Annotated in this window: 23 protein-coding genes; 13 read left to right on the forward strand and 10 right to left on the reverse strand. The window is 66.5% G+C overall.

Annotated features, from left to right (window positions below):
* Positions 1-3: 3 nt before the first annotated feature.
* Both AB4059_RS15620 and AB4059_RS15625 read left to right on the forward strand, forming a co-directional pair.
* Positions 4-456 carry a hypothetical protein gene (locus AB4059_RS15620; protein ID WP_498980155.1) on the forward strand — a complete coding sequence of 151 codons (453 nt, stop codon included), beginning with the start codon at positions 4-6 and terminating at the stop codon, positions 454-456.
* A 298-nt stretch (positions 457-754) separates the two neighbouring features.
* Positions 755-1,228: a hypothetical protein gene (locus tag AB4059_RS15625; protein WP_498980157.1), complete on the forward strand. Its 474-nt coding sequence runs from the start codon at positions 755-757 to the stop codon at positions 1,226-1,228.
* A 35-nt stretch (positions 1,229-1,263) separates the two neighbouring features.
* Here the strand turns inward: AB4059_RS15625 and AB4059_RS15630 are convergent, their stop codons facing one another.
* The 4 genes from AB4059_RS15630 to pepQ all read right to left on the reverse strand — a co-directional run bounded on the left by AB4059_RS15630 (position 1,264) and on the right by pepQ (position 4,554).
* Positions 1,264-1,650: a hypothetical protein gene (locus tag AB4059_RS15630; RefSeq protein ID WP_498980159.1), complete on the reverse strand. Its 387-nt coding sequence runs from the start codon at positions 1,648-1,650 to the stop codon at positions 1,264-1,266.
* Positions 1,651-1,856: 206 nt separating this feature from the next.
* Positions 1,857-2,918, reverse strand: coding sequence for a uroporphyrinogen decarboxylase (gene hemE, locus AB4059_RS15635; protein ID WP_498980160.1), 1,062 nt, complete (start codon positions 2,916-2,918; stop codon positions 1,857-1,859).
* A 28-nt stretch (positions 2,919-2,946) separates the two neighbouring features.
* Entirely contained in the window at positions 2,947-3,204 is a 258-nt protein-coding gene (locus tag AB4059_RS15640; protein WP_498980162.1) for a WGR domain-containing protein, read from the reverse strand.
* A gap of 30 nt (positions 3,205-3,234) precedes the next feature.
* Complete coding sequence (pepQ, locus tag AB4059_RS15645; protein ID WP_498980164.1) at positions 3,235-4,554, reverse strand: Xaa-Pro dipeptidase; 1,320 nt, start codon at positions 4,552-4,554, stop codon at positions 3,235-3,237.
* Positions 4,555-4,653: 99 nt separating this feature from the next.
* On the opposite strand from pepQ, the gene AB4059_RS15650 reads away from it, so the two are divergent.
* Positions 4,654-4,956, forward strand: a complete 303-nt coding sequence (locus AB4059_RS15650; protein ID WP_498980165.1) for a type II toxin-antitoxin system HigB family toxin — start codon at positions 4,654-4,656, stop codon at positions 4,954-4,956.
* Positions 4,953-5,312 (forward strand): helix-turn-helix domain-containing protein, encoded by a 360-nt coding sequence (locus AB4059_RS15655; RefSeq protein WP_498980167.1) that lies wholly within the window; start codon positions 4,953-4,955, stop codon positions 5,310-5,312. The genes AB4059_RS15650 and AB4059_RS15655 overlap by 4 nt, the downstream gene beginning before the upstream one ends.
* Positions 5,313-5,351: 39 nt before the next feature.
* Here AB4059_RS15655 and AB4059_RS15660 read toward each other — a convergent pair whose 3' ends face one another.
* From AB4059_RS15660 to rph, 5 genes are all read right to left on the reverse strand, one after another.
* Positions 5,352-5,702 carry a PilZ domain-containing protein gene (locus AB4059_RS15660; protein ID WP_498961118.1) on the reverse strand — a complete coding sequence of 117 codons (351 nt, stop codon included), beginning with the start codon at positions 5,700-5,702 and terminating at the stop codon, positions 5,352-5,354.
* Positions 5,699-8,125 (reverse strand): DUF1631 domain-containing protein, encoded by a 2,427-nt coding sequence (locus tag AB4059_RS15665; protein WP_498980169.1) that lies wholly within the window; start codon positions 8,123-8,125, stop codon positions 5,699-5,701. The genes AB4059_RS15660 and AB4059_RS15665 overlap by 4 nt, the downstream gene beginning before the upstream one ends.
* Before the next feature lie 137 nt (positions 8,126-8,262).
* The gene (hemW, locus tag AB4059_RS15670; RefSeq protein ID WP_498980170.1) at positions 8,263-9,426 is read right to left on the reverse strand and encodes a radical SAM family heme chaperone HemW; all 1,164 of its coding nucleotides are present in this window, start codon (positions 9,424-9,426) and stop codon (positions 8,263-8,265) included.
* Positions 9,427-9,440: 14 nt separating this feature from the next.
* The gene (rdgB, locus tag AB4059_RS15675) at positions 9,441-10,034 is read right to left on the reverse strand and encodes an RdgB/HAM1 family non-canonical purine NTP pyrophosphatase (RefSeq protein WP_498980171.1); all 594 of its coding nucleotides are present in this window, start codon (positions 10,032-10,034) and stop codon (positions 9,441-9,443) included.
* Positions 10,035-10,039: 5 nt separating this feature from the next.
* A complete protein-coding gene (gene rph / locus AB4059_RS15680) occupies positions 10,040-10,768 on the reverse strand; it encodes a ribonuclease PH (RefSeq protein WP_498980173.1) in 729 nt (242 codons plus the stop codon).
* Between the two features lie 84 nt (positions 10,769-10,852).
* Here rph and AB4059_RS15685 point away from each other — a divergent pair, with 84 nt between their 5' ends.
* From AB4059_RS15685 to AB4059_RS15725, 9 genes are all read left to right on the forward strand, one after another.
* The gene (locus AB4059_RS15685) at positions 10,853-11,713 is read left to right on the forward strand and encodes a YicC/YloC family endoribonuclease (protein ID WP_498980174.1); all 861 of its coding nucleotides are present in this window, start codon (positions 10,853-10,855) and stop codon (positions 11,711-11,713) included.
* A gap of 22 nt (positions 11,714-11,735) precedes the next feature.
* A complete protein-coding gene (gmk, locus tag AB4059_RS15690) occupies positions 11,736-12,353 on the forward strand; it encodes a guanylate kinase (protein WP_498980216.1) in 618 nt (205 codons plus the stop codon).
* Between the two features lie 104 nt (positions 12,354-12,457).
* Positions 12,458-12,757 (forward strand): DNA-directed RNA polymerase subunit omega, encoded by a 300-nt coding sequence (gene rpoZ / locus AB4059_RS15695; RefSeq protein ID WP_498961106.1) that lies wholly within the window; start codon positions 12,458-12,460, stop codon positions 12,755-12,757.
* Between the two features lie 67 nt (positions 12,758-12,824).
* On the forward strand, positions 12,825-15,011 hold the full coding sequence (locus AB4059_RS15700; RefSeq protein ID WP_498980176.1) for a RelA/SpoT family protein: 2,187 nt from the start codon (positions 12,825-12,827) through the stop codon (positions 15,009-15,011).
* Positions 15,012-15,058: 47 nt separating this feature from the next.
* Positions 15,059-15,442, forward strand: a complete 384-nt coding sequence (locus AB4059_RS15705; RefSeq protein ID WP_498980178.1) for a RidA family protein — start codon at positions 15,059-15,061, stop codon at positions 15,440-15,442.
* A 17-nt stretch (positions 15,443-15,459) separates the two neighbouring features.
* The gene (gene recG / locus AB4059_RS15710) at positions 15,460-17,568 is read left to right on the forward strand and encodes an ATP-dependent DNA helicase RecG (RefSeq protein ID WP_498980179.1); all 2,109 of its coding nucleotides are present in this window, start codon (positions 15,460-15,462) and stop codon (positions 17,566-17,568) included.
* Between the two features lie 18 nt (positions 17,569-17,586).
* Complete coding sequence (locus tag AB4059_RS15715; RefSeq protein WP_498980180.1) at positions 17,587-18,519, forward strand: nucleoside hydrolase; 933 nt, start codon at positions 17,587-17,589, stop codon at positions 18,517-18,519.
* Positions 18,520-18,613: 94 nt separating this feature from the next.
* Entirely contained in the window at positions 18,614-18,859 is a 246-nt protein-coding gene (locus tag AB4059_RS15720; RefSeq protein ID WP_498961096.1) for a type B 50S ribosomal protein L31, read from the forward strand.
* Positions 18,860-19,078: 219 nt separating this feature from the next.
* Positions 19,079-20,368, forward strand: a complete 1,290-nt coding sequence (locus AB4059_RS15725; protein WP_498980181.1) for a citrate synthase — start codon at positions 19,079-19,081, stop codon at positions 20,366-20,368.
* 45 nt (positions 20,369-20,413) lie between these two features.
* Here AB4059_RS15725 and AB4059_RS15730 read toward each other — a convergent pair whose 3' ends face one another.
* A complete protein-coding gene (locus AB4059_RS15730; RefSeq protein ID WP_498980183.1) occupies positions 20,414-21,061 on the reverse strand; it encodes a hypothetical protein in 648 nt (215 codons plus the stop codon).
* Between the last annotated feature and the right edge of the window lie 37 nt (positions 21,062-21,098).

The following is a 21,098-nucleotide window of genomic DNA, read 5'->3' on the forward strand; positions in this document are numbered from 1 at the left end:
TTCATGCGGTTTGCAGTGGTGTTTGCTACAGCAGGTTTGTTAACAGCGTGTGCTGCACCCGGCTCCATGGCGGAGCGGGAGAAGCGTTCTTACGCCTTTGGCGGGTGCATGATCGAAGTGCCTGACAGCTATAACGCGGCTCTATTGAGTGACAAGGAAGTCAGGTTCGTAACGACAAGTGGCAGCGTCGCAAGTAGTTTTCATGTCAAGGCGGGTGACTTCCGGGATTACGTTGATCAGTTTGCCCCGAATGGAGATTTCTTCCTGAGAGGTAATCAACTGATTGTTACAAGTCGCCGTATTGACAGGAAGCCAACGCAAATTGAGATCACACGACTAATCTCCGCGAACCAGATAATCTCGATTATCGGAAAGGATGCTTCGATGTATAGAGATCAGGGTGCTAGGTGCATTGGAGGAGCGCCGGCGGAATCGAGCACAGTTGGTCGTGCTTGAAGTTGAACGAACGACAGAGTGGCTGACGACTTTTCGTTAGCTGAGACCGGGGTCCGTTCTTGGTCTATTCAAGAAGTGACGCACGTTTGGCAGCACGAGCAGGGAATCAACGTCTACGGCGCAGCCTTGGATCGTGCATACGACTATTGGCCACTCCTGTCGGGCAAGCCGCTCCAGAGCGATGACCTTGAGCAGCAAGGCGATATTTTCCAAGACCACTTCCTCGTAAGGAGCGGGCGTTCTGCAACATTGGGGCGGTCACAACATTGAAAGCTATGCAGGGTATTGCCTCGGAAAATTGGCCATTAAGCAATTTGTGTATGCCCTTCTGCTCGCAATCAGCCTTCCAGCCTGCGCCGTTGATCGAGGACGAGCGGTTCCGGACGAACAACTTGAGCCTGCGACAGACGAGGCTCTCCAAGCTGGTGATTTCGGCAGAGCGATTGACCTCGCCTTGCCGAAGGCACAAGCGGGCGATCCCGAGTACCAATTTTCAGTCGGCTACTTGGCACTGGTGTGGCTCGAAGCGGCGTCGCCCAAGAAGCCTCCTCGATACTCCTCGGAAGAAGCGATGTCCTGGATTGGCAAAGCTGCCGCACAAGATTCACCGCAGGCAGCAGGGATTCTGCGATCGGGGTATGAGTGGGGTCGCTACATGCTTCCGAAGAATGCAGCGCTTGAGGTTTGTTGGCGAAAGGTCGAATCCGAGGAGCAGGGGGCCAGCATCTGCACGGATATGGAAAGGAAGGCGGGGTTCGCAGCTGAGAATTAATCAGTTGAGGCGGTGGGCGTGTTTCCTTTCGTAGCTCAGGGATCCTCTGGCACGCGGTCACTGGTCAGGAAATCCGAAACCCTCTCCAAAAGGGCCAGCAACTCTGGCGCCCGCACCGAGTAATCGAAAAAGAACGCCGTGCGAATCTCCAAGTCCGACGTCGCTCCCAGGATCGAGGCGAACACCGCCGCCGCCGCCGGTTCTTCGATGACGCGACATCCTTCGGTAATGCGCTCGGCCAGTCGGCGCACCGCTTTCCAATTTGCGACGGCTGCGGCGTGCTCCAGCGCAATGACGTCGATTACCGTGACCCTGAGATACACCTTCAGCACGCGCACGAGTCGGTCGTGTTCGTGTCCCACGCGCAGCGACAGCAATGCAAAAGGGTCAGGATCGGTGCCCGGGTCGGCGACCTCGGGCATCGCAGTCCTCGTGGGCGAAGGGGATGCGCCACGGTGATGGACCGCAGTGTTCGAAGAATGCACGTGTGGCAGACGTCGTCGCACGCCCCGAATTTATGCGCATTCGGGGTCGGCACCTACATTCCGCGTGGAGGACGAAGCGCTTCTTCAGCGAAGGTTTTCGCTTGCGCCCTGCGGACAATTCCGTCTGTCGCCCGAATGCGCCCTCAGCGCGCGCTGTGCTTGTGCACTTCGTCGACCAGTGCGCCCACGTGCTCGGGATTCATATCCGGCGACAACCCATGTCCGAGGTTGAACACGTGCCCTTCGCGCGACCCGCCGTTGCCCGCCTGATAGCTATCGAGCGCTTCGCGCACCCGTGCACGCACGCTGTCGGGCGAGCCGTACAACATCGCCGGATCCAGGTTGCCCTGCAGCGCGACCTTGCCCTGCGTGCGGCGTGCGGCTTCGTCGAGTTCGATCAGCCAGTCCACGCCGACGCCTTCGGCGCCGCTGGCCGCGAGTTCTTCGAGATACGGCGCATTGCCCTTGCCGAACAGGATCAGCGGCGCGTCGCCGCGTTCGAGTTCGCGCGCGATGCGCGTCAGGTAAGGCAAGGAGAATTCGCGATACATCGACGGCGACAGCACGCCGCCCCACGTATCGAACACTTGCAGCGCCTGCGCGCCGGCTTCGCGTTGTGCGCGCAGGTAGCCGATCACCGCATCGGTGTTGATCGACAACAACGCGTGCATCGCCTTCGGATCGTCGAGCGCGAGGCGCTTGACCTTCGAGAAGTTGTCGCTGCCGCCGCCTTCGACCATGTAGCACGCGAGCGTCCACGGGCTGCCGGAGAAGCCGATCAGCGGAACGCGGCCGTCGAGTTCGCGACGGATCACCGACACCGCATCCATCACATAGCGCAGTTCGCTGCCCATGTCGGGGACGGCGAGCTTCGCGATGTCGGCCGCGGTGCGCACGGGGCGTTCGAATTTCGGGCCTTCGCCTTCGACGAAGTACAGGCCCAGGCCCATCGCGTCGGGCACGGTGAGGATGTCGGAGAACAGGATCGCGGCGTCGAGGTCGAAGCGCGCCAGCGGTTGCAGCGTGACTTCGCAGGCGAGGTCGGGGTTCTTCGCCATCGCCAGGAAGCTGCCGGCTTTCGCACGCGTGGCGCGGTATTCGGGCAGGTAGCGGCCGGCCTGGCGCATCAGCCACACGGGCGTGGCGTCGACGGGTTCGCGACGCAATGCGCGCAGGAAGCGATCGTTCTTCAGGGTGGGGGTCACGCGGTGGTTCTCGCGGAAATGGGAAGGGTCAGGGGCGCGGTGCGTCGGCGCCCTGCACGAACATCAGTTGGAAGCCTTTCTTCAGTTGCAGGTCGCGGGCGTGTTCGAACGCGGCCAGCGCGGTGCCCTGGTCGAGGTATTGCTCGCGCCGCAGGGAACTGCGCCCGCCGATCTGCCCGGTTTCGCGCACGAGGGTCCAGCCACCGAGCAGGTCGGCTTCGAGTTGGAGCTGGACGAAGCGCGGAGCCTCGCGGCCGGTGGGCCGTTCTTGCAGGAGCAGGCGCATGGGGTGGGGATTGTACTGCCCGACCGTGGCTCACCCCGCGAACGCTTCGCGCGTCAGATTGATCGGCGCATCGTCGGTGCACACCACGTCGTCTTCGATGCGGATGCCGCCGTAGGGGCGGAACGCATCCACGCGGCCCCAGTCGACGCTCGGGCCCAGGCCGCGATCCTTCAGCTGGTCGAGCAGCATGTCGATGAAGTAGATGCCGGGCTCGATGGTGACCACCATGCCCGGTGCGAGCGTGCGCGTCAGGCGCAGGTAGGGATGGCCGTCGGGCTTGGGCAGGGTGCCGCCGCGATCGCTCTGTGCGAAGCCGGCCACGTCGTGCACCTGCAAGCCGATGCCATGGCCGATGCCGTGCGGGAAGAAGGCCGAGGTCACGCCGGTTTCCACCGCGACTTCAGGAGACACCGTGATCAGGCCGAATTCCTTGAGGATGCTCGACAGGGACAAGTGCGCGTCCAGGTGCAGCTGCCGATAGTCGACGCCGTTGCGGACCTGGTCGCACATCACCAGCTGCGCGCGATCCACTGCATCGATCATCGCCTGGAATTCGTCGCCCGTATCGTGCGCATAGGTGCGCGTGATGTCGCACGCATAGCCGTCGTGGCTGGCGCCGGCGTCGATCAGGAAACTGCGCACGGGCTTGGGCGGCATGCGGTCGCGATCGGTGTAATGCAACACCGCGCCGTGTTCGTTCAGTGCGACGATGTTGCCGTACGGCAGGTCGTTCGCGTCCTGCCCGGCGGCCTGGCAATAGGCCAGGTGGATGCCGAACTCGCTCGCGCCGGCGCGGAACGCGCGTTCCGCGGCGCGATGCGCACGAACGCCGATGCGGCTGGCGGCGCGCATCTTTTCGATCTCGTACGGCGTCTTGAACGCGCGGTGGTATTCCAGGTACGCGACGACGGGCTCGGGGTTGTTCGGCACGAAATCGCCGAGCGCACTCTGCGGTTCGCCGAGGATCGCGCAGCGCGCGGCGTCCTTCGGCAAATGCTGCAAGGCTTCTTCGGGCTTGCGGATGACGACGATGTCCATGTGCTCGACCCAGTCGCCCGACGGCGCGCTCGGCACCACGTGCCAATAGTCGAACGGCTGCAGGTAGATCACCTTCGGCCGCTGCCCGGGCTCGTACACCAGCCAGCTGTCGGGCACGCGCACCAGCGGCAGCCAGGCCTTGAACTGCGGATTCACCGCATAGGGATAGTCGCGGTCGTCGAAGAACTGGAAGTGCAGGCGTCCGCTCGGCACCACCAGCGCATCGAAGCCCCCGCGCTGCAACGCTTCATCCGCGCGCCGCTTCAGCGTGTCGAGGTGGTCGGCGTACAGGGTGGCGAGGTTGGCGGACATGGCGAGCACGTTGGCGACGAGGGGGACGCCATTCTGGCCTGAACCGCAAAAAAGGGGGACCGTTGCGCCAGTCCCAAAATGGGACTAGGATCCCCGGCAATGAAGATCATCGCGGTAGGGACGCTGCGGACGTTCTGGGAAAGGCATCCGGAAACCGAGCAAGCACTGAAGGCGTGGTACGACGAGGCGAAGAGCGCCCAATGGCGCACGCCCGCGGACGTGAAGGCGCACTACCGCAATGCCAGCGTGCTTGGGAAAAACCGTGTCGTCTTCAACATCAAGGGCAACGACTACCGGCTGATCGTCGCCATCGCGTACAGGACGGGCGTAGTGTTCATCAAGTTCGTCGGCACGCATGCGCAATACGACAACGTGGATGCAGCGACCGTGGAGCACGCATGAACATCAACCCGATTCGCACCGAGCTGGATTACCGGGAGGCGCTCCGGGAAGTGTCGCGCCTGGTGGATCTCGACCCCGATATCGACAGCGACGATGGCGCTTACCTTGAAGTGCTTTCGATGCTGGTCGAGGCGTATGAGGCCAGGCACTTCCCGATCGACGCGCCCAACCCCATCGATGCGATCCGTTTCCGGATGGAGCAGGGTGGATTGACCGCGAAGGACCTGGTGCCGAGCATCGGCCAGGTCAACCGCGTCTATGAAGTCCTGAACGGCAAACGCAAGCTCACCGTCGCCATGATCCGCAACCTGCACAAGAATCTCGGCATTCCCGCCGAAAGCCTGATCGGCGCTTGAATCGAAAAGCCCCGCTCTCGCGGGGCTTTTTTTTCGTCGTTACTCGTACTGGCCGCCGGGCCCGTCGATCCATTCGCGCAATTGCTTCATGTGGTCGTCGGGCACCGTGATGAAGCGGAACCCGCTCCAGCGCTGGCCCGATGCGTGGGCGGCGTCCTGCCACAACAGGTGGGCGCCCACTTCGATCGGCGCCTCGCGGCCCTGCGGATCGTTGAGGTTGAAGCGGAACTGGTACAGCGCGTCTTCCTGCATCGCGGTGTTCGCCATCAACAGCATGCCGGTCTCCGACAGGTTGCCCAGGCGGCCGACGACCGCATCGACCATCGTGTCCACCACGATCACCGTGTCGGCGACCTTGCGTCGCTTGGCACGGCGGAATTCGTCGATCATGCCTCCTCCTGCTTGTCCTTGCCGCCGGCGAAACTGCGCAACGCACTCAGTGCCGCCTGCCACGCGCGATCCACGATGCGGCCCTTGTCGGCGGTGACGATGTAGGCCTGCCCGATCGCCATCATGCGCGCCAGGCTGTCGAGCGACTGTTCGGCCAGGCGCTGGCCGCGCTGGTTGACGAACAGGGCGTTGTCGGTGATCGGGCTGAACCAGGACAGGCGACGGCGCACGCGGTCGCCCTGCTGGTTGGAAACGAATTCGAACCACGTGCCGAAGGGCAGGGTGCGCAGGTGTTCGTACGCGGCCTGTTCGTCCGGATTGCGCGGCGCCATCTTCGGCTTCGGCGTCTCCGAGTCTTCGCCCAGGCGCGCGCGCGCCTTGAGCTTCATCGCAAGTTCGGTGCGCGAGGCCGGATCGTCTTCGTCTTCGGCGATGCCCGTCGTCAGGCGGCGCGCGATCGCCGCGGCTTCGTCGATGTGGTATCCGACCTGGACCAGGGAGCTTTCGATCTGCTGCGTCAGTTGCGGGTCGACTTCGCCCGTCGCCTTGCCGGTGGTGGCCGCGACGATGTGCTGCGTGGCTTCGAGCTGGCGTTGCCACTCTTCCGAATCCTCGCCATGCCGCAGCAGGCAGAGGGTGAGCACGTCGGCCCAGGCCTGGTTGAGCAGCGCGCGCACGAACTTCGGCAGGCGCTGGTCGCGCACCGAAACTTCGATCACTTCGTTGGAACGACGCTTGGCGAGTTCGAGTTTTTCCTTGCCGCGCGCCGCTTCGACATGGCGGCGCTCGGTGACTTCGGCCTTGCGCGCGAGTTGTTGCAGGCTGGCCTGCAGTTCGCGGTTGGCGGTGTCGAACGCGGCCGGGTCTTCGCGGAAATTCTGGACGACATGTTCGACCGCGCCGCGCAGCGAATGCACCAGTTGCGGATCGACTTCCTCGTCGCCCAGCCACGTGGCGCCCGACTCGGCGACCGCGTTGAGCAACTGGCGCGCCGGATGTTGTTGGCGCACGAAGAACGCGCGGTCCTGCAAGGCCACGCGCAGCAGCGGCACCTGCAGGCGGCCGAGCAGGCCGACGGCGGGGGTGTCGCGCCGCACTTCGCGCTCGATCTGCGAATACAGCATGCCCAGCAGTTCGAACGCGTCGTTGTCTTCGCGCGAGAACGCCGCGCCCTTGCCGTGCACCTGGCGCGATTGCGCGAGCAGGGTCTGCTTGATGTCGAGCAGGCTGCGCGGGCTGCCGGTGGGCGAGGTGGCGGGCGAGGCGACGAACGAGTCGAGCGCGCGCAACAGGTCGGGCGTGGTGAGTTCCATGCGCGCACGTTCGGGGCGGCCCGGACGCAGCTTGCCGATCAGGTCGCGACGGCCGGACAGCAGTTGCTGCAACAGCGCATAGGCCTGGTCTTCGTCGTAACCGGTCTCTTCACCGTCGGCTTCGCCCATCCAGGCGGTGTGCGGACGCAATTGTTCGCGCGGGCCCATGACGCGGCCACGGCCGCCACCGACGCGCGGCTGCGGGGGCGGGGCGGACTCGCCTTCGCCTTCGGATTCGGCCGGGGCCGCGCCGGTCGCACGCGGAGCCTCGGCGTCGCCGCCGAGTGCGAAGCTCCCCTCGCCGCCGCCACTACCGCCTCCACCCGCGTGCGGCGCGGGCGCGCCCTTCTCGCGGCGCGGCTGCGGCTTGGCGTTCTGCACGGTCGGCCGCAGGCGCAGCGGCACGTAGGCCAGGCTGGGGAGGATGCCGTCGCGCTCGAGCAGCGCGTTCATCGTCTCGGCCAGGTGCGAGTAATGCACCATCACGATGCGGTCGAAGGTGCGGAACAGCAGCAGCCGGGCCTCGAGCCCGAGCTGCAGCGCATTGGTGGCTTCGCGCAGGATGCGCCCCAGCATCTGCGGGCCCACTGCGAGCCGTTCGGCGTCGAAGGCCGGCGCGCCGGCGAGCACGCCGAAGCGCTGGCCGAGCAGGTGCAGCGGCAGGCTCGCGCGCGATTCGTGGCGCAGCGCGATATCGCGCAGCACCGATTCCTCGTCCATCGAGTCGTCGTCGACCAGGCTGAGGTTGCGGAACGAGGGCGGCTTGGCGCCGGTGCCGCCGATCTTCTGCGCGAGCTTGGGATCGCGGATCCCGGCCAGCGCGGCTTCCAGGCCGATCAGGTAACGCGGCACCAGGTCGGCCCGGTTCAGCCGCAGCGTGCGCAGGGTTTCCATGTGCCCGGCCTGGATGCCCGGATTGCGCGCGTGGTCGGCGAGCCGGAACAGTTGCTGTTCGGCCTCGTTGAGCATCTGCGACAGATGGCGGGCCATCTCGTCGGAGACGAAGCTGAGGAGGTGCTCCATCACCCGGCGCACGCGGCGCGGCAGGTTGGCGGAGGCCAGGGTCGCCGGAGGCGTATGGGTGCCGGGCAGGTCGAACGAAACGGGCATCGGTCGCTCGCGCGGAACGGTTGACGCTAGATAACACGCCATTGTGGCGCCCGCCACTCGCAAATGCGTTGCGCTGCCGCATCCATGCCGCTTCACGGCGTGGATCGACGGGCAGGGTCGGGCACCGACCCGCTGCGTCAGTCGTCGGCGAGGAACAGTTCGATCACGTCGTTGGTGAAGCGCCGGCCCAGCTCGGTCGGGCGCACGTGACCGGCGGTGTCCACGGTGACCCAGCCCAGTTCGCGCGCCTGGTCCAGTTGCGGCGCGATGGCCGCGCGCGGCAACCCGGTGCGCGCCTCGAAGGCATCCAGCGCGAAGCCTTCATGCAGGCGCAGGGCATTGAGCATGTAGTCGAAGGGCAGGCGTTGCGTCGTGAGGGTTTCATCGCCGCCGATGCTCGCGGGCGTGCCGGCCTTCAACAGGTAGTCGGTGGGGTGCTTGACCTTCCAGCGGCGCAGCACCGATTGCGACGCGCCCTGCGTGAGCTTGCCGTGCGCACCGGCGCCGATGCCGAGGTAATCGCCGAAGCGCCAGTAATTGAGGTTGTGCGCCGACTGTCGCCCGGGCTGCGCGTAGGCCGAGACTTCGTACTGTTCGAAGCCCGCTTGCGCGATCCGCGCCTGGCAGGCCTCCTGGATGTCCCAGCTTTCGTCGAGATCGGGAATGCCCTGCGGCGGGCGCGCGGCGAACACGGTGTTGGGTTCGAGCGTGAGTTGGTAATGCGACAGGTGCGCCGGTTGCAGCGCGAGCGCGCGCTCGACGTCGTTCACCGCCATGTCGAGGGTTTGTCCGGGCAAGGCGTACATCAGGTCGAGATTGATGTTGTCGTAGCCCGCGTCCTGCGCCAGCTTCACCGCGCTGTCGGCTTCGCGACTGTCGTGGATGCGCCCCAGGCGTTGCAGGCACCCATCGTCGAAACTCTGGATGCCGAAGCTCAAACGGTTCACGCCCGCGGCGCGATAGCCTTCGAAACGCCCGTGTTCGGCGGTGCCCGGGTTGGTTTCCAGGGTGATTTCCAGCCCCGGCGCGAAGCGCAGGCGCGCGCTGGCCTGTTGCAGGAACGCATCGATCGCTTCGGGCGGGAACAACGACGGCGTGCCGCCGCCGAAGAACACCGAATGCACCACGCGTCCCCACGCGAGCGGCAGGTCCTGGTCGAGGTCGGCGATCAACGCATCGACGTAGGCGCCGAAGGGGAGCACGCCGCGTTGTTCGTGCGAATTGAAATCGCAGTACGGACATTTGCGCACGCACCACGGCAGGTGGACGTAGAGCGACAGCGGGGGCGTGAGCAGGGACATCGCGGTGCGAAGACTTAAAGTTCGTGCAGGCGCGCGCGCAACGTGGCAAGCGCCAATCCGCGATGGCTGCGTGCGTGCTTGGTCGGCGCATCCAGTTGCGCGGCGGAGCGGCCGAGCATCGGGTCGAGGAACACCGGGTCGTAACCGAATCCGCCATCGCCCTGTGGCGCAGGCAGGATGCGACCGGGCCAGCGGCCTTCAGCGATGATCGGTTGCGGATCCTCGGGCGTGCGCAGCAACACCACGACGGCGTGGAAGTGCGCGGTGCGTTGCGCGTCGGGAACATCGCGCAGTGCGTCCAGCAACTTGGCGATGTTCGCCTGCGCATCGCCGTGCGCACCGGCGTAACGCGCCGAATACAAACCGGGCGCGCCGCCGAGCGCATCCACGCACAGGCCCGAATCGTCGCCGAGCGCCGGCAGGCCGGTTTCGCGCGCGGCATGCCGCGCCTTCAGCAATGCGTTCTCGACGAAGGTCAGGCCGGTCTCGTCGATGTCCCGCACGCCGAATTCGGACTGCGCGTGCAAGGCCAGGCCCGCATCGGCGAGCAGGTCGCGGAGTTCGACCAGCTTGCCGGTGTTGCCGCTTGCCAGGACCAGTTTGCGCACCGCGTTCACGTTTGCGCCAAGGCCTCGCGCTGCGCGGCGAACAATTGCGCGATGCCGGTTTCGGCCAGCGCGAGCAGGCGGTCGAGTTCGTCGCGGCGGAAGGCGTGGCCTTCGGCCGTGCCCTGCAGTTCGATGAAGCCGCCGCCGTCGTTCATCACCACGTTCATGTCGGTGTCGCAGCCGCTGTCTTCGGCATAGTCGAGGTCGAGCACGGGCACGCCCTTGTAGATGCCGACCGACACCGCGGCCACCGCGCCGAAGATCGGGTCCTTGGTGATTTCGCGGCGCTGCTGCAACTGGCGCACCGCATCGACCAGGGCCACGTAGGCACCGGTGATGGCGGCCGTGCGCGTACCGCCGTCGGCTTGCAGGACGTCGCAATCGAGCGTGATGGTGCGTTCGCCCAGCGCGTTGCGGTCGACGCAGGCGCGCAGCGCGCGGCCGATGAGGCGCTGGATTTCCAGCGTGCGGCCGCCCTGCTTGCCGCGCGCGGCCTCGCGATCGGAGCGGGTGTGCGTGGCGCGCGGGAGCATGCCGTACTCGGCCGTGACCCAGCCCTCGCCCTTGCCGCGGAGGAAGGGGGGAACGCGGTTTTCGACGCTGGCGGTGCACAACACGCGGGTGTCGCCGAAGGAGACGAGCACCGAACCCTCGGCGTGGCGGGTGAACCCGCGCTGGAGGGAGACGGCCCGCAGTTGTTCGGGCATGCGGCCGCTGGGGCGCACGACGGTCATGGGAATTCCGGGGGGAACGCAGGATGCGGGCCGCTAGATTACCATCCGCCCTCCATCGCCCCGCGCGACGCCATTGGACAGCCCGTGATCCGCAGCATGACCGCCTTCGCTTCCGGCGAACGCCCGACGCCCTGGGGCACGCTGTCGTGCGAGCTGCGCTCGGTGAACCATCGCTTCCTGGAAATCGGCACCCGCCTGCCCGACGACCTGCGCGCGCTGGAACCGGCGATGCGCGAACGGATCAGTGCGCGCATTTCGCGCGGCAAGGTCGACGTCGGCATGCGCCTGCGGGCGCCGGAAGGCAGCGAGGCGCTGCGCGTGGACACGGCCGTGGTCGAACAGTTGGCCGACATCGCGCGCGACCTGCAGAACCGTTTCCCGACGTTGCAGATCGGTTTCACCGAACTGCTGCAATTCCCCGGCGTGCTCGGCACGCGGGCGACCGACACTTCCGCGCTCCACGCCGAAGCCTTGTCGCTGCTCGACGCGGTGATCTCCGACTTCGTCGCCGCGCGCGAACGCGAAGGCGCCAGCCTCGCCGCGGTGATCGCCGAACGCAACGCCGGCATCGCGCGCATCGCCGCCGATGTCCGCACGCTCGTGCCGACCATCCGTGGGGCGCTGAAGCAGAAACTCGAAACGCGCCTGGCCGATCTCGCGCAGCCGGTGGATCCGGGCCGCTTCGAACAGGAACTCGTGCTCGGCCTGCAGAAACTCGATGTGGACGAGGAACTCGACCGCCTCGACAGCCATGTCGCCGAACTCAAGCGCGCGCTGGGCCAGAAGGAGCCGGTGGGCCGGCGCCTGGATTTCCTGCTGCAGGAATTCAACCGCGAGGCGAACACGCTCGGCAGCAAGTCGGTCGATGCGCGGACTTCCAATGCGGCGGTCGAGCTCAAGGTATTGATCGACCAGATCCGCGAACAGATTCAAAATATTGAATAGCCGGAAACATCGAATGAGCCACATGCGCGGAACGCTGTTCATCGTGGCCGCGCCCTCGGGCGCCGGCAAATCCAGCATCGTCAACGCGTGCCTGGCGCGCGACCGCAACATCCGCCTGTCGATTTCGTTCACCTCGCGCGACCCGCGCCCGGGCGAGCGGCACGCAGAGCACTATCACTTCGTCAGCGCCGATCAATTCCGGCACATGGTCGCCGAGGGCGATTTCTTCGAACACGCACTCGTGCATGGCGACTGGAAGGGAACGGCGAAGCAGTCGGTCGAACCGCAGCTGGCGGCCGGCCACGACGTGCTGCTGGAAATCGACTGGCAGGGGGCGCTGCAGGTCCGCAAGCAGGTGCCCGAGGCGGTGAGCGTCTTCATCCTGCCGCCCTCGCGCGCAGCCCTCGAAGAGCGCATGCGCAAGCGCGCGCAGGACAGCGAAGCCACGATCCAGCGCCGCATCGCGGCCGCGCGTGAAGAGATGTCGCACTACGCCGACTTCGACTACGTGATCGTCAACGAGCATTTCGAGGCCGCGGTCGACGAGATGTGCGCGATTTTCGTGGCCAGCCGCCTGCGCCGGCCGATGCAGCAGGCGCGCCATGGGGCGCTGATCGCCGCCCTGCTGGCGGATTCGTGAACGCAACTCACTGATTTCAAAGGACCGGGCTTGCAGAGGCGACGGCCGCCCCCCTACAATCGCGCCCCTTCTGATCCAGCCTGGCCGCAAGGCCCCGGAGCCCCATGGCCCGCATTACCGTCGAAGATTGCCTGGAAGTGGTCGACAACCGCTTCGAACTCGTGATGATGGCCGCCAAGCGCGCGCGCCAGCTCGCCAACGGCGTCGAGCCCCGCATCGACAACACCGAAAACAACGACAAGCCGACGGTCCTCGCGCTGCGCGAGATCGCCGCCCGCCAGATCGACACCGATTACATCGACGCGGTCGACAAGGCCGAGCGCGAGCGCAAGGAGCGCGAAGCCCTCGAATGGGCCGCCGCCGAAGTGGTCGCCGACGACGATATGTCCAAGGGCGACGACTGAGTCCCGAAGCCCCGCGCCAGCGGGGCTTTTCCTTTGTGGGGCGGGGCAAAAGCGGTAGGCTGCCTGCATGCCGTCCCCCGAATCCGCGCATCTGCTCGAGCCGCCGTCGACCCCGGTGGTCCCCGAGTACGTCCTCGCGCTGGAAAAGGCCGCGTCCTACCTGCCCGTCGACCAGCTAGGCCTGCTGCGCCGCGCATGGGCCGTCGGTGCCGCCGCCCACGTCGGCCAGACCCGCAAGTCGGGCGAGCCCTACATCACGCATCCGGTCGCCGTCGCGACGGTGCTGGCCGAAGAACGCCTCGACGTCGAAACCCTGATCGCGGCGATCCTCCACGACACGATCGAGGACACGCCGCTCACGCGCCTGGCGATCGCCAAGGAGTTCGGTGAGACGGTGGCCGACCTGGTCGACGGCGTCACCAAGCTGGACAAGCTCCAGTTCCGCGACCGCCAGGAAGCCGCCGCGGAAAGTTTCCGCAAGATGCTGCTGGCGATGGCGCGCGACCTGCGCGTGATCCTGATCAAGCTCGCCGACCGCCTGCACAACATGCGCACGCTGGGCGCGCAGAGCGTCGAAGCGCGCCGCCGCATCGCGACCGAAACCCTGGAGATCTACGCGCCCATCGCGCAGCGCCTGGGCATGAACCTGATCAAGGCCGAGCTGCAGGACCTGGGCTTCCGCGGGCTGCATCCGTGGCGGCACGCGGTGATCGAAAAGCGCATCCGCATGCAGCCGGTCGTGCGCCGCGAATCGCTGACGCAGATCGAAGCGCGCCTGGCGCAGCGTTTGACGAAGGAAGGCTTCTCGTATCGGCTGGTCGGCCGCATCAAGTCGCCGTGGAGCATCTACAGCAAGATGCGCGCGGAAGGAAAGACGCTCGACCAGGTGATGGATGTGTTCGGCTTCCGCATCGTCGTGCGCACCGTGCCGGAGTGTTACCACGCGCTCGGTGTCGTGCACACCGCGTTCAAGCCGCTGGACGGGCGCTTCCGCGATTTCATCGCGATCCCCAAGACCAACGGTTACCAGTCGCTGCACACGGTGTTGTTCGGGCCCTACGGTTCGCCGATCGAAGTGCAGATCCGCACCGAGGAGATGGACCTGATCGCCGAACGCGGGATCGCGGCGCACTGGTCGTACAAGCATGGCGGCGAAACGCCGACGAGCGCGCAGAGCCGCGCGTCGCAGTGGATCGCCAACCTGGTGGAATCGCAGCGTTCGACCGGTTCGTCGCTGGAGTTCCTCGAGAACGTCAAGGTCGACCTGTTCCCCGACGAGGTGTACCTGTTCACGCCCAAGGGCGCGATCCTGTCGCTGCCGCGCAACGCGACGGTGCTCGACTTCGCCTACGCGGTGCATACCGATGTCGGCAACAAGGCCGTGGCCGCGCGCGTGGATCGCGCGCTGGTGCCGCTGCGCACCAAGCTGGTGAGCGGGCAGACGGTGGAGATCATCACCGCCAAGTCCTCGACGCCCAAGCCGCAGTGGCTGGAGTTCGTGGTCTCGGGCAAGGCGCGCACCGCGATCCGCCACCAGCTCAAGCACCTGGAGCACGAAGACGCCGTGCAGCTCGGCCATCGCATGCTCGACCGTTCGCTGGAAACCCTGGGCACTTCGCTCGACCGGCTTCCGCCGCAGCATCTGGAAGCGTATTTGTCCGAGCACCGCTATCCGCGCCTGGAAGCGCTGCTCGCCGACATCGCGCTCGGCAACCGCATGCCGTCGCAGGTCGCCAACGTGCTCGCGCGCCGCGCGCCGGATGTCATGGACAACAGCGAGCTGCTCGACGCCGCCGGCCTGTTCCGCCCCTCGACCGACCGCATCCTGATCACCGGCGCCGAACGCGGGGTCATCACCTTCGCCAACTGCTGCCTGCCGATCCCGGGCGACGAGATCATGGGCTACCACACCGCCGGCCGCGGCATCGTGGTGCACCGGATCGAATGCCCGAACGTCGTGGAGCTGCGCAAGAATCCCGAGCGCTGGGTGCCCGTGGGCTGGGATCGCGAAGTCAGCGGCGATTACCAGGCCGCGCTGAAGATCGAAGTCGACAACCGGCCGGGCGTGCTCGCGCAGGTCGCCGCCGCGATCGCGCAGGCCGAATCGAACATCGACCGCGTCGAATACGTCGAGCGCGACAGCAACATCAGCGCGATCCGCTTCTCGATCGAAGTGCACGACCGCAAGCACCTGGCCGACGTGATCCGTCGCGTGCGCCGCCTGCACGTGGTGCATGGCGTGCAGCGCCTGTAGAGGCCGCTACACTTCGCGCATCACCTTCACGTAACGGAGCTCGACCGATGCCCCGCCAGCCCATCCATACCGACCGCGCGCCCGCGGCCATCGGGCCGTATTCGCAGGCCACGCGCGCCGGCGACACGGTGTTCCTCTCCGGCCAGATCGCGCTGGATCCCGCCACCGGCCTGTTGGTCGAAGGCGATATCGAGGCGCAGGCGCGCCGCGCGTTCGAAAACCTCAAGGCCGTGTGCGAAGCCGCCGACGGCTCGCTCGCCGACGTCGTGCGCCTGGGCCTGTACCTCATCGACCTGGGGCAGTTCGCGGTCGTCAACCAGGTGATGTCGGAGTATTTCGACGCACCGTTCCCCGCGCGTTCGACCATCGAGGTGTCCGGGCTTCCGCGCGGCGCGCAGTTCGAGGTCGACGCCATCCTCGTCCTGCGCTGACGCATCGCACGCACTTCGTGGCGCGCGTCGCACGACCCATTCCCGGATTCGCCGCCGCAGGCGATGCACCGCTGTCCTCGCTCGGGGGCGTGGGCCCGCGCGTGGCCGAGAAGCTCGCCACGCGCGGCCTGCTCACGCTGCAGGACCTGTGGCTGCACCTGCCGCGCCAATATGAAGACCGCACTTCGCTCACGCCGATCCGTGCCCTGAAGCCGGGCCAGCCGGCGCAGGTCGAAGGCGTGGTCGAAGCGGTGGATCGCGGATTCCGCTTTCGCCCTTCGTTGCGCGTGGCCATCGGCGACGACTCGCAGGGCACGCTGTTGCTGCGCTTCTTCCATTTCCGCGCGCAGCAGGCGGCGCAGTTCGCGCCGGGCACGCGCGTGCGCTGCTACGGCACACCGCGCGCGGGGCAGAAGGGCATGGAGATCGTGCATCCGAGTTACCGCGTGGTCGGCGATGCCGACGACGCGCTCGGCGAATTGCTCGACCCGGTGTATCCGGCGATCGAAGGCATCGGCCCCGGCGCATTGCGCAAGTTGATCGGCCAGGCGCTCGACAAGTTGCCCGACGCCGACGCGCTGGAATTGCTGCCGTCGGCGATGCGCGCCGAATTGAACCTGCCCTCGCTCCGCGATGCCTTGCTCACGATGCATCGCCCGCCGCGCGATGCGGACATCCATGCCTTGCTCGCAGGCACGCATCCGGCGCAGCAACGGCTTGCGCTCGAAGAATTGCTGGCGCACAACCTGAGCCTGCGACGCCAGCGCATCGCCTTGCAGCGGCATCGCGCACCGGTGCTCGACGCGCCCGGCGTGTTGGCCGATCGTTTGCAAGCCTCGCTTCCCTTCGCGCTCACCGGTGCGCAGGCGCGCGTCTACGCACAACTGCGCCACGATCTCGCGCAACCGCATCCGATGCTGCGCCTGGTGCAAGGCGACGTCGGCAGCGGCAAGACCGTCGTCGCCGCGCTCGCGGCGATGCTCGCGGTCGAAGGCAAGCGCCAGGCCGCGTTGATGGCGCCGACCGAGTTGCTTGCCGAGCAACACCTGGTGAACCTGCGCGGGTGGCTCGAGCCGCTCGGCGTGCGCGTCGCATGGCTGGCGGGAAAAGTCACCGGCAAGGCGCGCACGCAGGTGCTCGCGGCGGTGGCTTCGGGCGAAGCCCAGGTCGTGGTCGGCACGCATGCGTTGATGCAGGAAGGCGTGGTGTTCGACGATCTCGCACTGGCGATCGTCGACGAACAACATCGCTTCGGCGTGCACCAGCGGCTCGCCTTGCGCGACAAGGGCGCCGGCGGCGACAGCGTGCCGCATCAACTCGTGATGACCGCGACGCCCATCCCGCGCACGCTGGCGATGGCGGCCTACGCCGACCTCGACGTTTCGGCGATCGACGAACTTCCACCGGGCCGCACGCCGGTCCAGACGGTCGCGCTGAGCAGCGATCGCCGCCCCGAACTGATCGAACGCATCCGCGCGGCGTGCGCCGAAGGCCGGCAGGCGTATTGGGTGTGCACGCTGATCGATGATTCCGACGAAGTGGTGGCGCAAGCGGCGCAGTCAACGTTCGAGACACTGTCCGCCGCGCTGCCGAAGGTGCGCGTCGGCCTCGTGCACGGGCGCATGAAGGCCGCCGAGAAACAGGCGACGATGCGCGCGTTCAAGGAAGGCGCGCTCGATCTGCTCGTGGCGACCACCGTGATCGAAGTCGGCGTCGACGTGCCCAATGCGTCCTTGATGATCATCGAGAACGCCGAACGCCTCGGCCTGTCGCAGTTGCACCAGTTGCGCGGGCGCGTGGGGCGAGGCAGCGCGGTGTCTTCGTGCGTGCTGTTGTATCAATCGCCGCTGTCGCTGATGGCCCGGCAGCGCCTGGAAACGATGCGCGAAACCAACGACGGCTTCGTGATTGCCGAAAAGGACCTGCAACTGCGCGGGCCGGGCGAGCTACTCGGCACCAGGCAGACGGGCCTGGCCGCGTTCCGCGTCGCCGACCTGGCGCGCGATGCGGCGATGTTGCCGCAGGTGCGCGCGCTCGCCGATCGCTTGCTCGCCGACGACCCCGCGCTGGCCGATCGCGTCATCGACCGTTGGGTCGGCGGCGCGGCGCGCTACGCTTCCGCATAGGCACAAGGTTTCGAACACATGACCCGCATTCCCCTCCTGATCGACACCGATCCCGGCGTCGACGATGCGCTCGCGCTGCTGATGGCCTTCGACGACCCGCGGCACGAAGTCGTCGGCCTGACGATCGCCGCGGGCAACGTGGGCCTCGCGCACACGGTGCGCAACGCGCTGAAACTCTGCGAAGTCGCGCAGCATCCGGTGCCGGTGTTCGCGGGCACGCAGGCGCCGCTGCTCCATCCGGCGCGCGATGCGGGCTATGTCCACGGCCTCGATGGTTTCGGCGACATCGCCTACGACGCGCCGGCCCGCGCCGCGGAAACCGAACATGCGGCGCTCGCGATCCTGCGCCTGTCGCATGCGCACGCGGGCAAGCTGTTGCTCGTCGCGCTCGGCCCGCTGACCAATCTGGCGCTCGCGCTGACACTGGATCCGACGCTGCCCACGCGCATCGCGCGCCTGGTCGTGATGGGCGGCGCGGTGACCGCGCACGGCAACATCACCGCGGCGGCGGAGTTCAACATCGCTTTCGATCCGGAAGCGGCGCACATCGTGTTTTCCTCGTTCGCGCGCACCGAGCTCGTCGATTGGGAAGCGGTGATGGCGCACGGGTTCCCGCACGAACGTTTCGAGCAGTGGCTGCAGGCGAATTCGCCGCGCGCGCGCTTCTACGATGCGATCTCGCGCCGCACGCGCGACTGGGCCGCCGCGCGCCGCGGGGAGAATTGGCATTCGGCCGACGCGCTGGCGATGGCTTACGCCCTGGATCCGGCGAGTACGCTCGACATCGCGCAGCGCCCGATGACGATCGAACTGGAAGGCCGCCACACACGCGGCGCCACGATCGTGGACTGGCGGCGTGAAGAAGGCCGGCCCGACAATGTCGCGATCCTGCTGCGCTACGACCAGGCGGCGTTCGAGGCCCGCGTGGCCTCTGCGCTGGCGGCCGGGTAGGGGGATTCAGCCTTTTGGGGGTGGGATGGGTTGCGCCGAGCTCAGCCGGCCGGCTAGAATGCCGCTCTTTCCCAGCTCAGACCCGGTGGCAGCCATGAAGGCCGGCATCCATCCCGAATATCGCGAAGTGGTTTTCCACGACGTGACTTCCGATTTCAAGATCCTCACGCGCTCGACGCTTGCCTCCAAGGAAACGACGAAGTGGGAGGACGGCAACGAGTATCCGCTGATCAAGGTGGAAGTCTCGTCGGCCACGCACCCGTTCTATACGGGCAAGAACAAGCTGGTCGACACCAGCGGTCGCGTGGACAAGTTCCGCAAGCGTTACGCGCAGAAGTAATCCGCGGCGTGCCTTCGGGCCCGCATGCAGACGACGGCCGCCCCAGGGCGGCCGTTTTCGTTTCCGGCCCTGGTCCTCGGGCGGCTGTTTTTTAGTGCATTCCTTCAAATCCGGGGCAGCGCGCCGGGTCGAAAGTCGCGCGTCGGGAAAACGGTTCCCATGCAATAATTCCGGCCTTCCGCGGCCGCCCGCGGCTCTACGTTTTCGAAGGAGCGTCTTGTGTCCAAACTCGACCAGGTGACGTTGACCGCCGGCGACAAGAACGTCGCGCTGCCGGTGCAGCATCCCGTGCTCGGCCAGCCCTGCATCGACATCGCGAAGCTGCCGAAGGAAACCGGCTGTTTCACCTACGATCCGGGCTTCACCGCCACCGCCGCGTGCAAGTCGGCCGTGACCTATATCGACGGCGATGCAGGCGTGCTGCTGTACCGCGGTTACCCGATCGAGCAGCTCGCGAAGAATTCGAGCTTCCTCGAAGTGGCCTACCTGCTGATGCACGGCGAGTTGCCGTCGAAGACCGAATTCGAAGCCTTCGACCACGAAGTCACGCATCACACGATGATGCACGAGGCCTTCCGCACCTTCCTCTACGGCTTCCGCCACGACGCGCATCCGATGGCGATGATGGTCGGCATGCTCGGTTCGATGGCGAGCTTCTACCACGGCTCGCTCGACCTGGAAGACGCCGAACAGCGCCGCCTCGCCGCGATCCGCCTGATCGCGAAAGTGCCGACGATCGCCGCCGCCTGCTACCGCTATTCGATCGGCTGGCCGATCCGCTATCCGAAGAACAACCTCGAATACACCACGCGCTTCCTGCACATGATGAAGGAAGTGCCGAGCGAGCCGCTGGAGCTCAGCCCGGTCGCCGCCAAGGCGCTGGACCTGCTCTTCATCCTGCACGCCGACCACGAGCAGAACGCGTCGACCTCGACCGTGCGCCTGGTCGGTTCCACCGGCGCGAACCCGTACGCGTGCGTCGCCGCCGGCGTCGCCGCGCTGTGGGGCCCTGCGCACGGTGGTGCGAACGAAGCCGTGCTCAAGATGCTCGAAGAAATCGGCCGTCCGGAGAACGTCGGTTCGGCCGTCGCCAAGGCGAAGGACAAGGAATCGGGCTTCCGCCTGATGGGCTTCGGCCATCGCGTTTACAAGAACTTCGATCCGCGCGCGAAGATCATCCGCGAGATGACCTACCAGGTCCTCGGCGAGCTCGGGGTCAACGACCCGCTGCTCGACGTGGCGATGAAGCTCGAGGAAGCCGCGCTGAAGGACGATTACTTCGTGCAGCGCAAGCTCTACCCGAACGTCGATTTCTACTCGGGCATCATCTACAAGGCGCTGGGCATCCCGACGGAGATGTTCACCGTGATGTTCGCCATCGCGCGCACCGCCGGCTGGGTGTCGCATTGGCTGGAACAGCAGACCGATCCGGAAGCCAAGATCGGCCGTCCGCGCCAGATCTACACCGGTTACGCCGAGCGCGATTACGTCGACCTGGCCAAGCGCTGACCGATCGATGCGAAAACGAAAAGCCCCGCGTCCGCGGGGCTTTTTTTATTTCCCGGCTTCGTAACCGGCGATCTCGTCTTCGGCGATCAGCTCGCGCAGTTGCGTCAGCGACGCACGCTTCATCGGTTTCTCGTCGATCGACGACAGCGGCGACTGCCGCAGCGCATCGCGCGGCAGCACGGTCAGGTCGAAAGTCAGGTCTTCGGCGCTGAACACCCACACCGACACGTCGTCGGCGCGTTCGCGATCGAAGCGGATGCGGCGCGAACGCGACTCGGCGGGAATCAGGTGCTGCTCCAGGTAACGCACGACGGCTTCGGCATCGTCCGTGTACAGGTGCAAGGCGACGGGCGAGTAACGATCGGCGGTGCCGTCGAGGACCGGGCCGACGAGGCGCGCGTCGAACACCGCGAAGAATTCCAGCGCGCGCAATGCGGCGTCGCGGCGCGCGCGCAAGCCGGCCGCCTGCGCGTCGCCCTGGAACAGGCGCTGGTATTCGCGCAACGCATCTTCGATCTCGCGGTTGCGCGGCAGCGATGCGTCGTCGTGGATGCCCAGGCGTTCGGCGGCCTTGCGCTTGGCCTGGTGGAAATCGCGGATGCCGCTTTCGGCCATCAGGCGCGCGGCCTCGTGGGCGAGGCGGCGGCGGCGTTCGAGGGTTCGGGTCTGCGCGTGTTGCTGGGCGTGGTGCATGGTGCGTCTCCCGAGTCGACCCGGGCCGACTGTAACG

Origin of the sequence: Lysobacter sp. 2RAF19, assembly GCF_052115395.1 — a bacterium.
Classification (GTDB): Bacteria; Pseudomonadota; Gammaproteobacteria; order Xanthomonadales; family Xanthomonadaceae; genus Noviluteimonas.

Coding starts and splice junctions, on each gene's coding strand:
- AB4059_RS15620 (WP_498980155.1), top strand. CDS start 4: ATGCGGTTTGCAGTGGTGTTTGCTACAGCAGGTTTGTTAACAGCGTGT.
- AB4059_RS15630 (WP_498980159.1), bottom strand. CDS start 1,650: ATGCCCGAGGTCGCCGACCCGGGCACCGATCCTGACCCTTTTGCATTG.
- AB4059_RS15640 (WP_498980162.1), bottom strand. CDS start 3,204: ATGCGCCTGCTCCTGCAAGAACGGCCCACCGGCCGCGAGGCTCCGCGC.
- pepQ (WP_498980164.1), bottom strand. CDS start 4,554: ATGTCCGCCAACCTCGCCACCCTGTACGCCGACCACCTCGACACGCTG.
- AB4059_RS15650 (WP_498980165.1), top strand. CDS start 4,654: ATGAAGATCATCGCGGTAGGGACGCTGCGGACGTTCTGGGAAAGGCAT.
- AB4059_RS15655 (WP_498980167.1), top strand. CDS start 4,953: ATGAACATCAACCCGATTCGCACCGAGCTGGATTACCGGGAGGCGCTC.
- AB4059_RS15660 (WP_498961118.1), bottom strand. CDS start 5,702: ATGATCGACGAATTCCGCCGTGCCAAGCGACGCAAGGTCGCCGACACG.
- AB4059_RS15665 (WP_498980169.1), bottom strand. CDS start 8,125: ATGCCCGTTTCGTTCGACCTGCCCGGCACCCATACGCCTCCGGCGACC.
- hemW (WP_498980170.1), bottom strand. CDS start 9,426: ATGTCCCTGCTCACGCCCCCGCTGTCGCTCTACGTCCACCTGCCGTGG.
- rph (WP_498980173.1), bottom strand. CDS start 10,768: ATGACCGTCGTGCGCCCCAGCGGCCGCATGCCCGAACAACTGCGGGCC.
- gmk (WP_498980216.1), top strand. CDS start 11,736: ATGCGCGGAACGCTGTTCATCGTGGCCGCGCCCTCGGGCGCCGGCAAA.
- rpoZ (WP_498961106.1), top strand. CDS start 12,458: ATGGCCCGCATTACCGTCGAAGATTGCCTGGAAGTGGTCGACAACCGC.
- AB4059_RS15700 (WP_498980176.1), top strand. CDS start 12,825: ATGCCGTCCCCCGAATCCGCGCATCTGCTCGAGCCGCCGTCGACCCCG.
- AB4059_RS15705 (WP_498980178.1), top strand. CDS start 15,059: ATGCCCCGCCAGCCCATCCATACCGACCGCGCGCCCGCGGCCATCGGG.
- AB4059_RS15715 (WP_498980180.1), top strand. CDS start 17,587: ATGACCCGCATTCCCCTCCTGATCGACACCGATCCCGGCGTCGACGAT.
- AB4059_RS15720 (WP_498961096.1), top strand. CDS start 18,614: ATGAAGGCCGGCATCCATCCCGAATATCGCGAAGTGGTTTTCCACGAC.
- AB4059_RS15730 (WP_498980183.1), bottom strand. CDS start 21,061: ATGCACCACGCCCAGCAACACGCGCAGACCCGAACCCTCGAACGCCGC.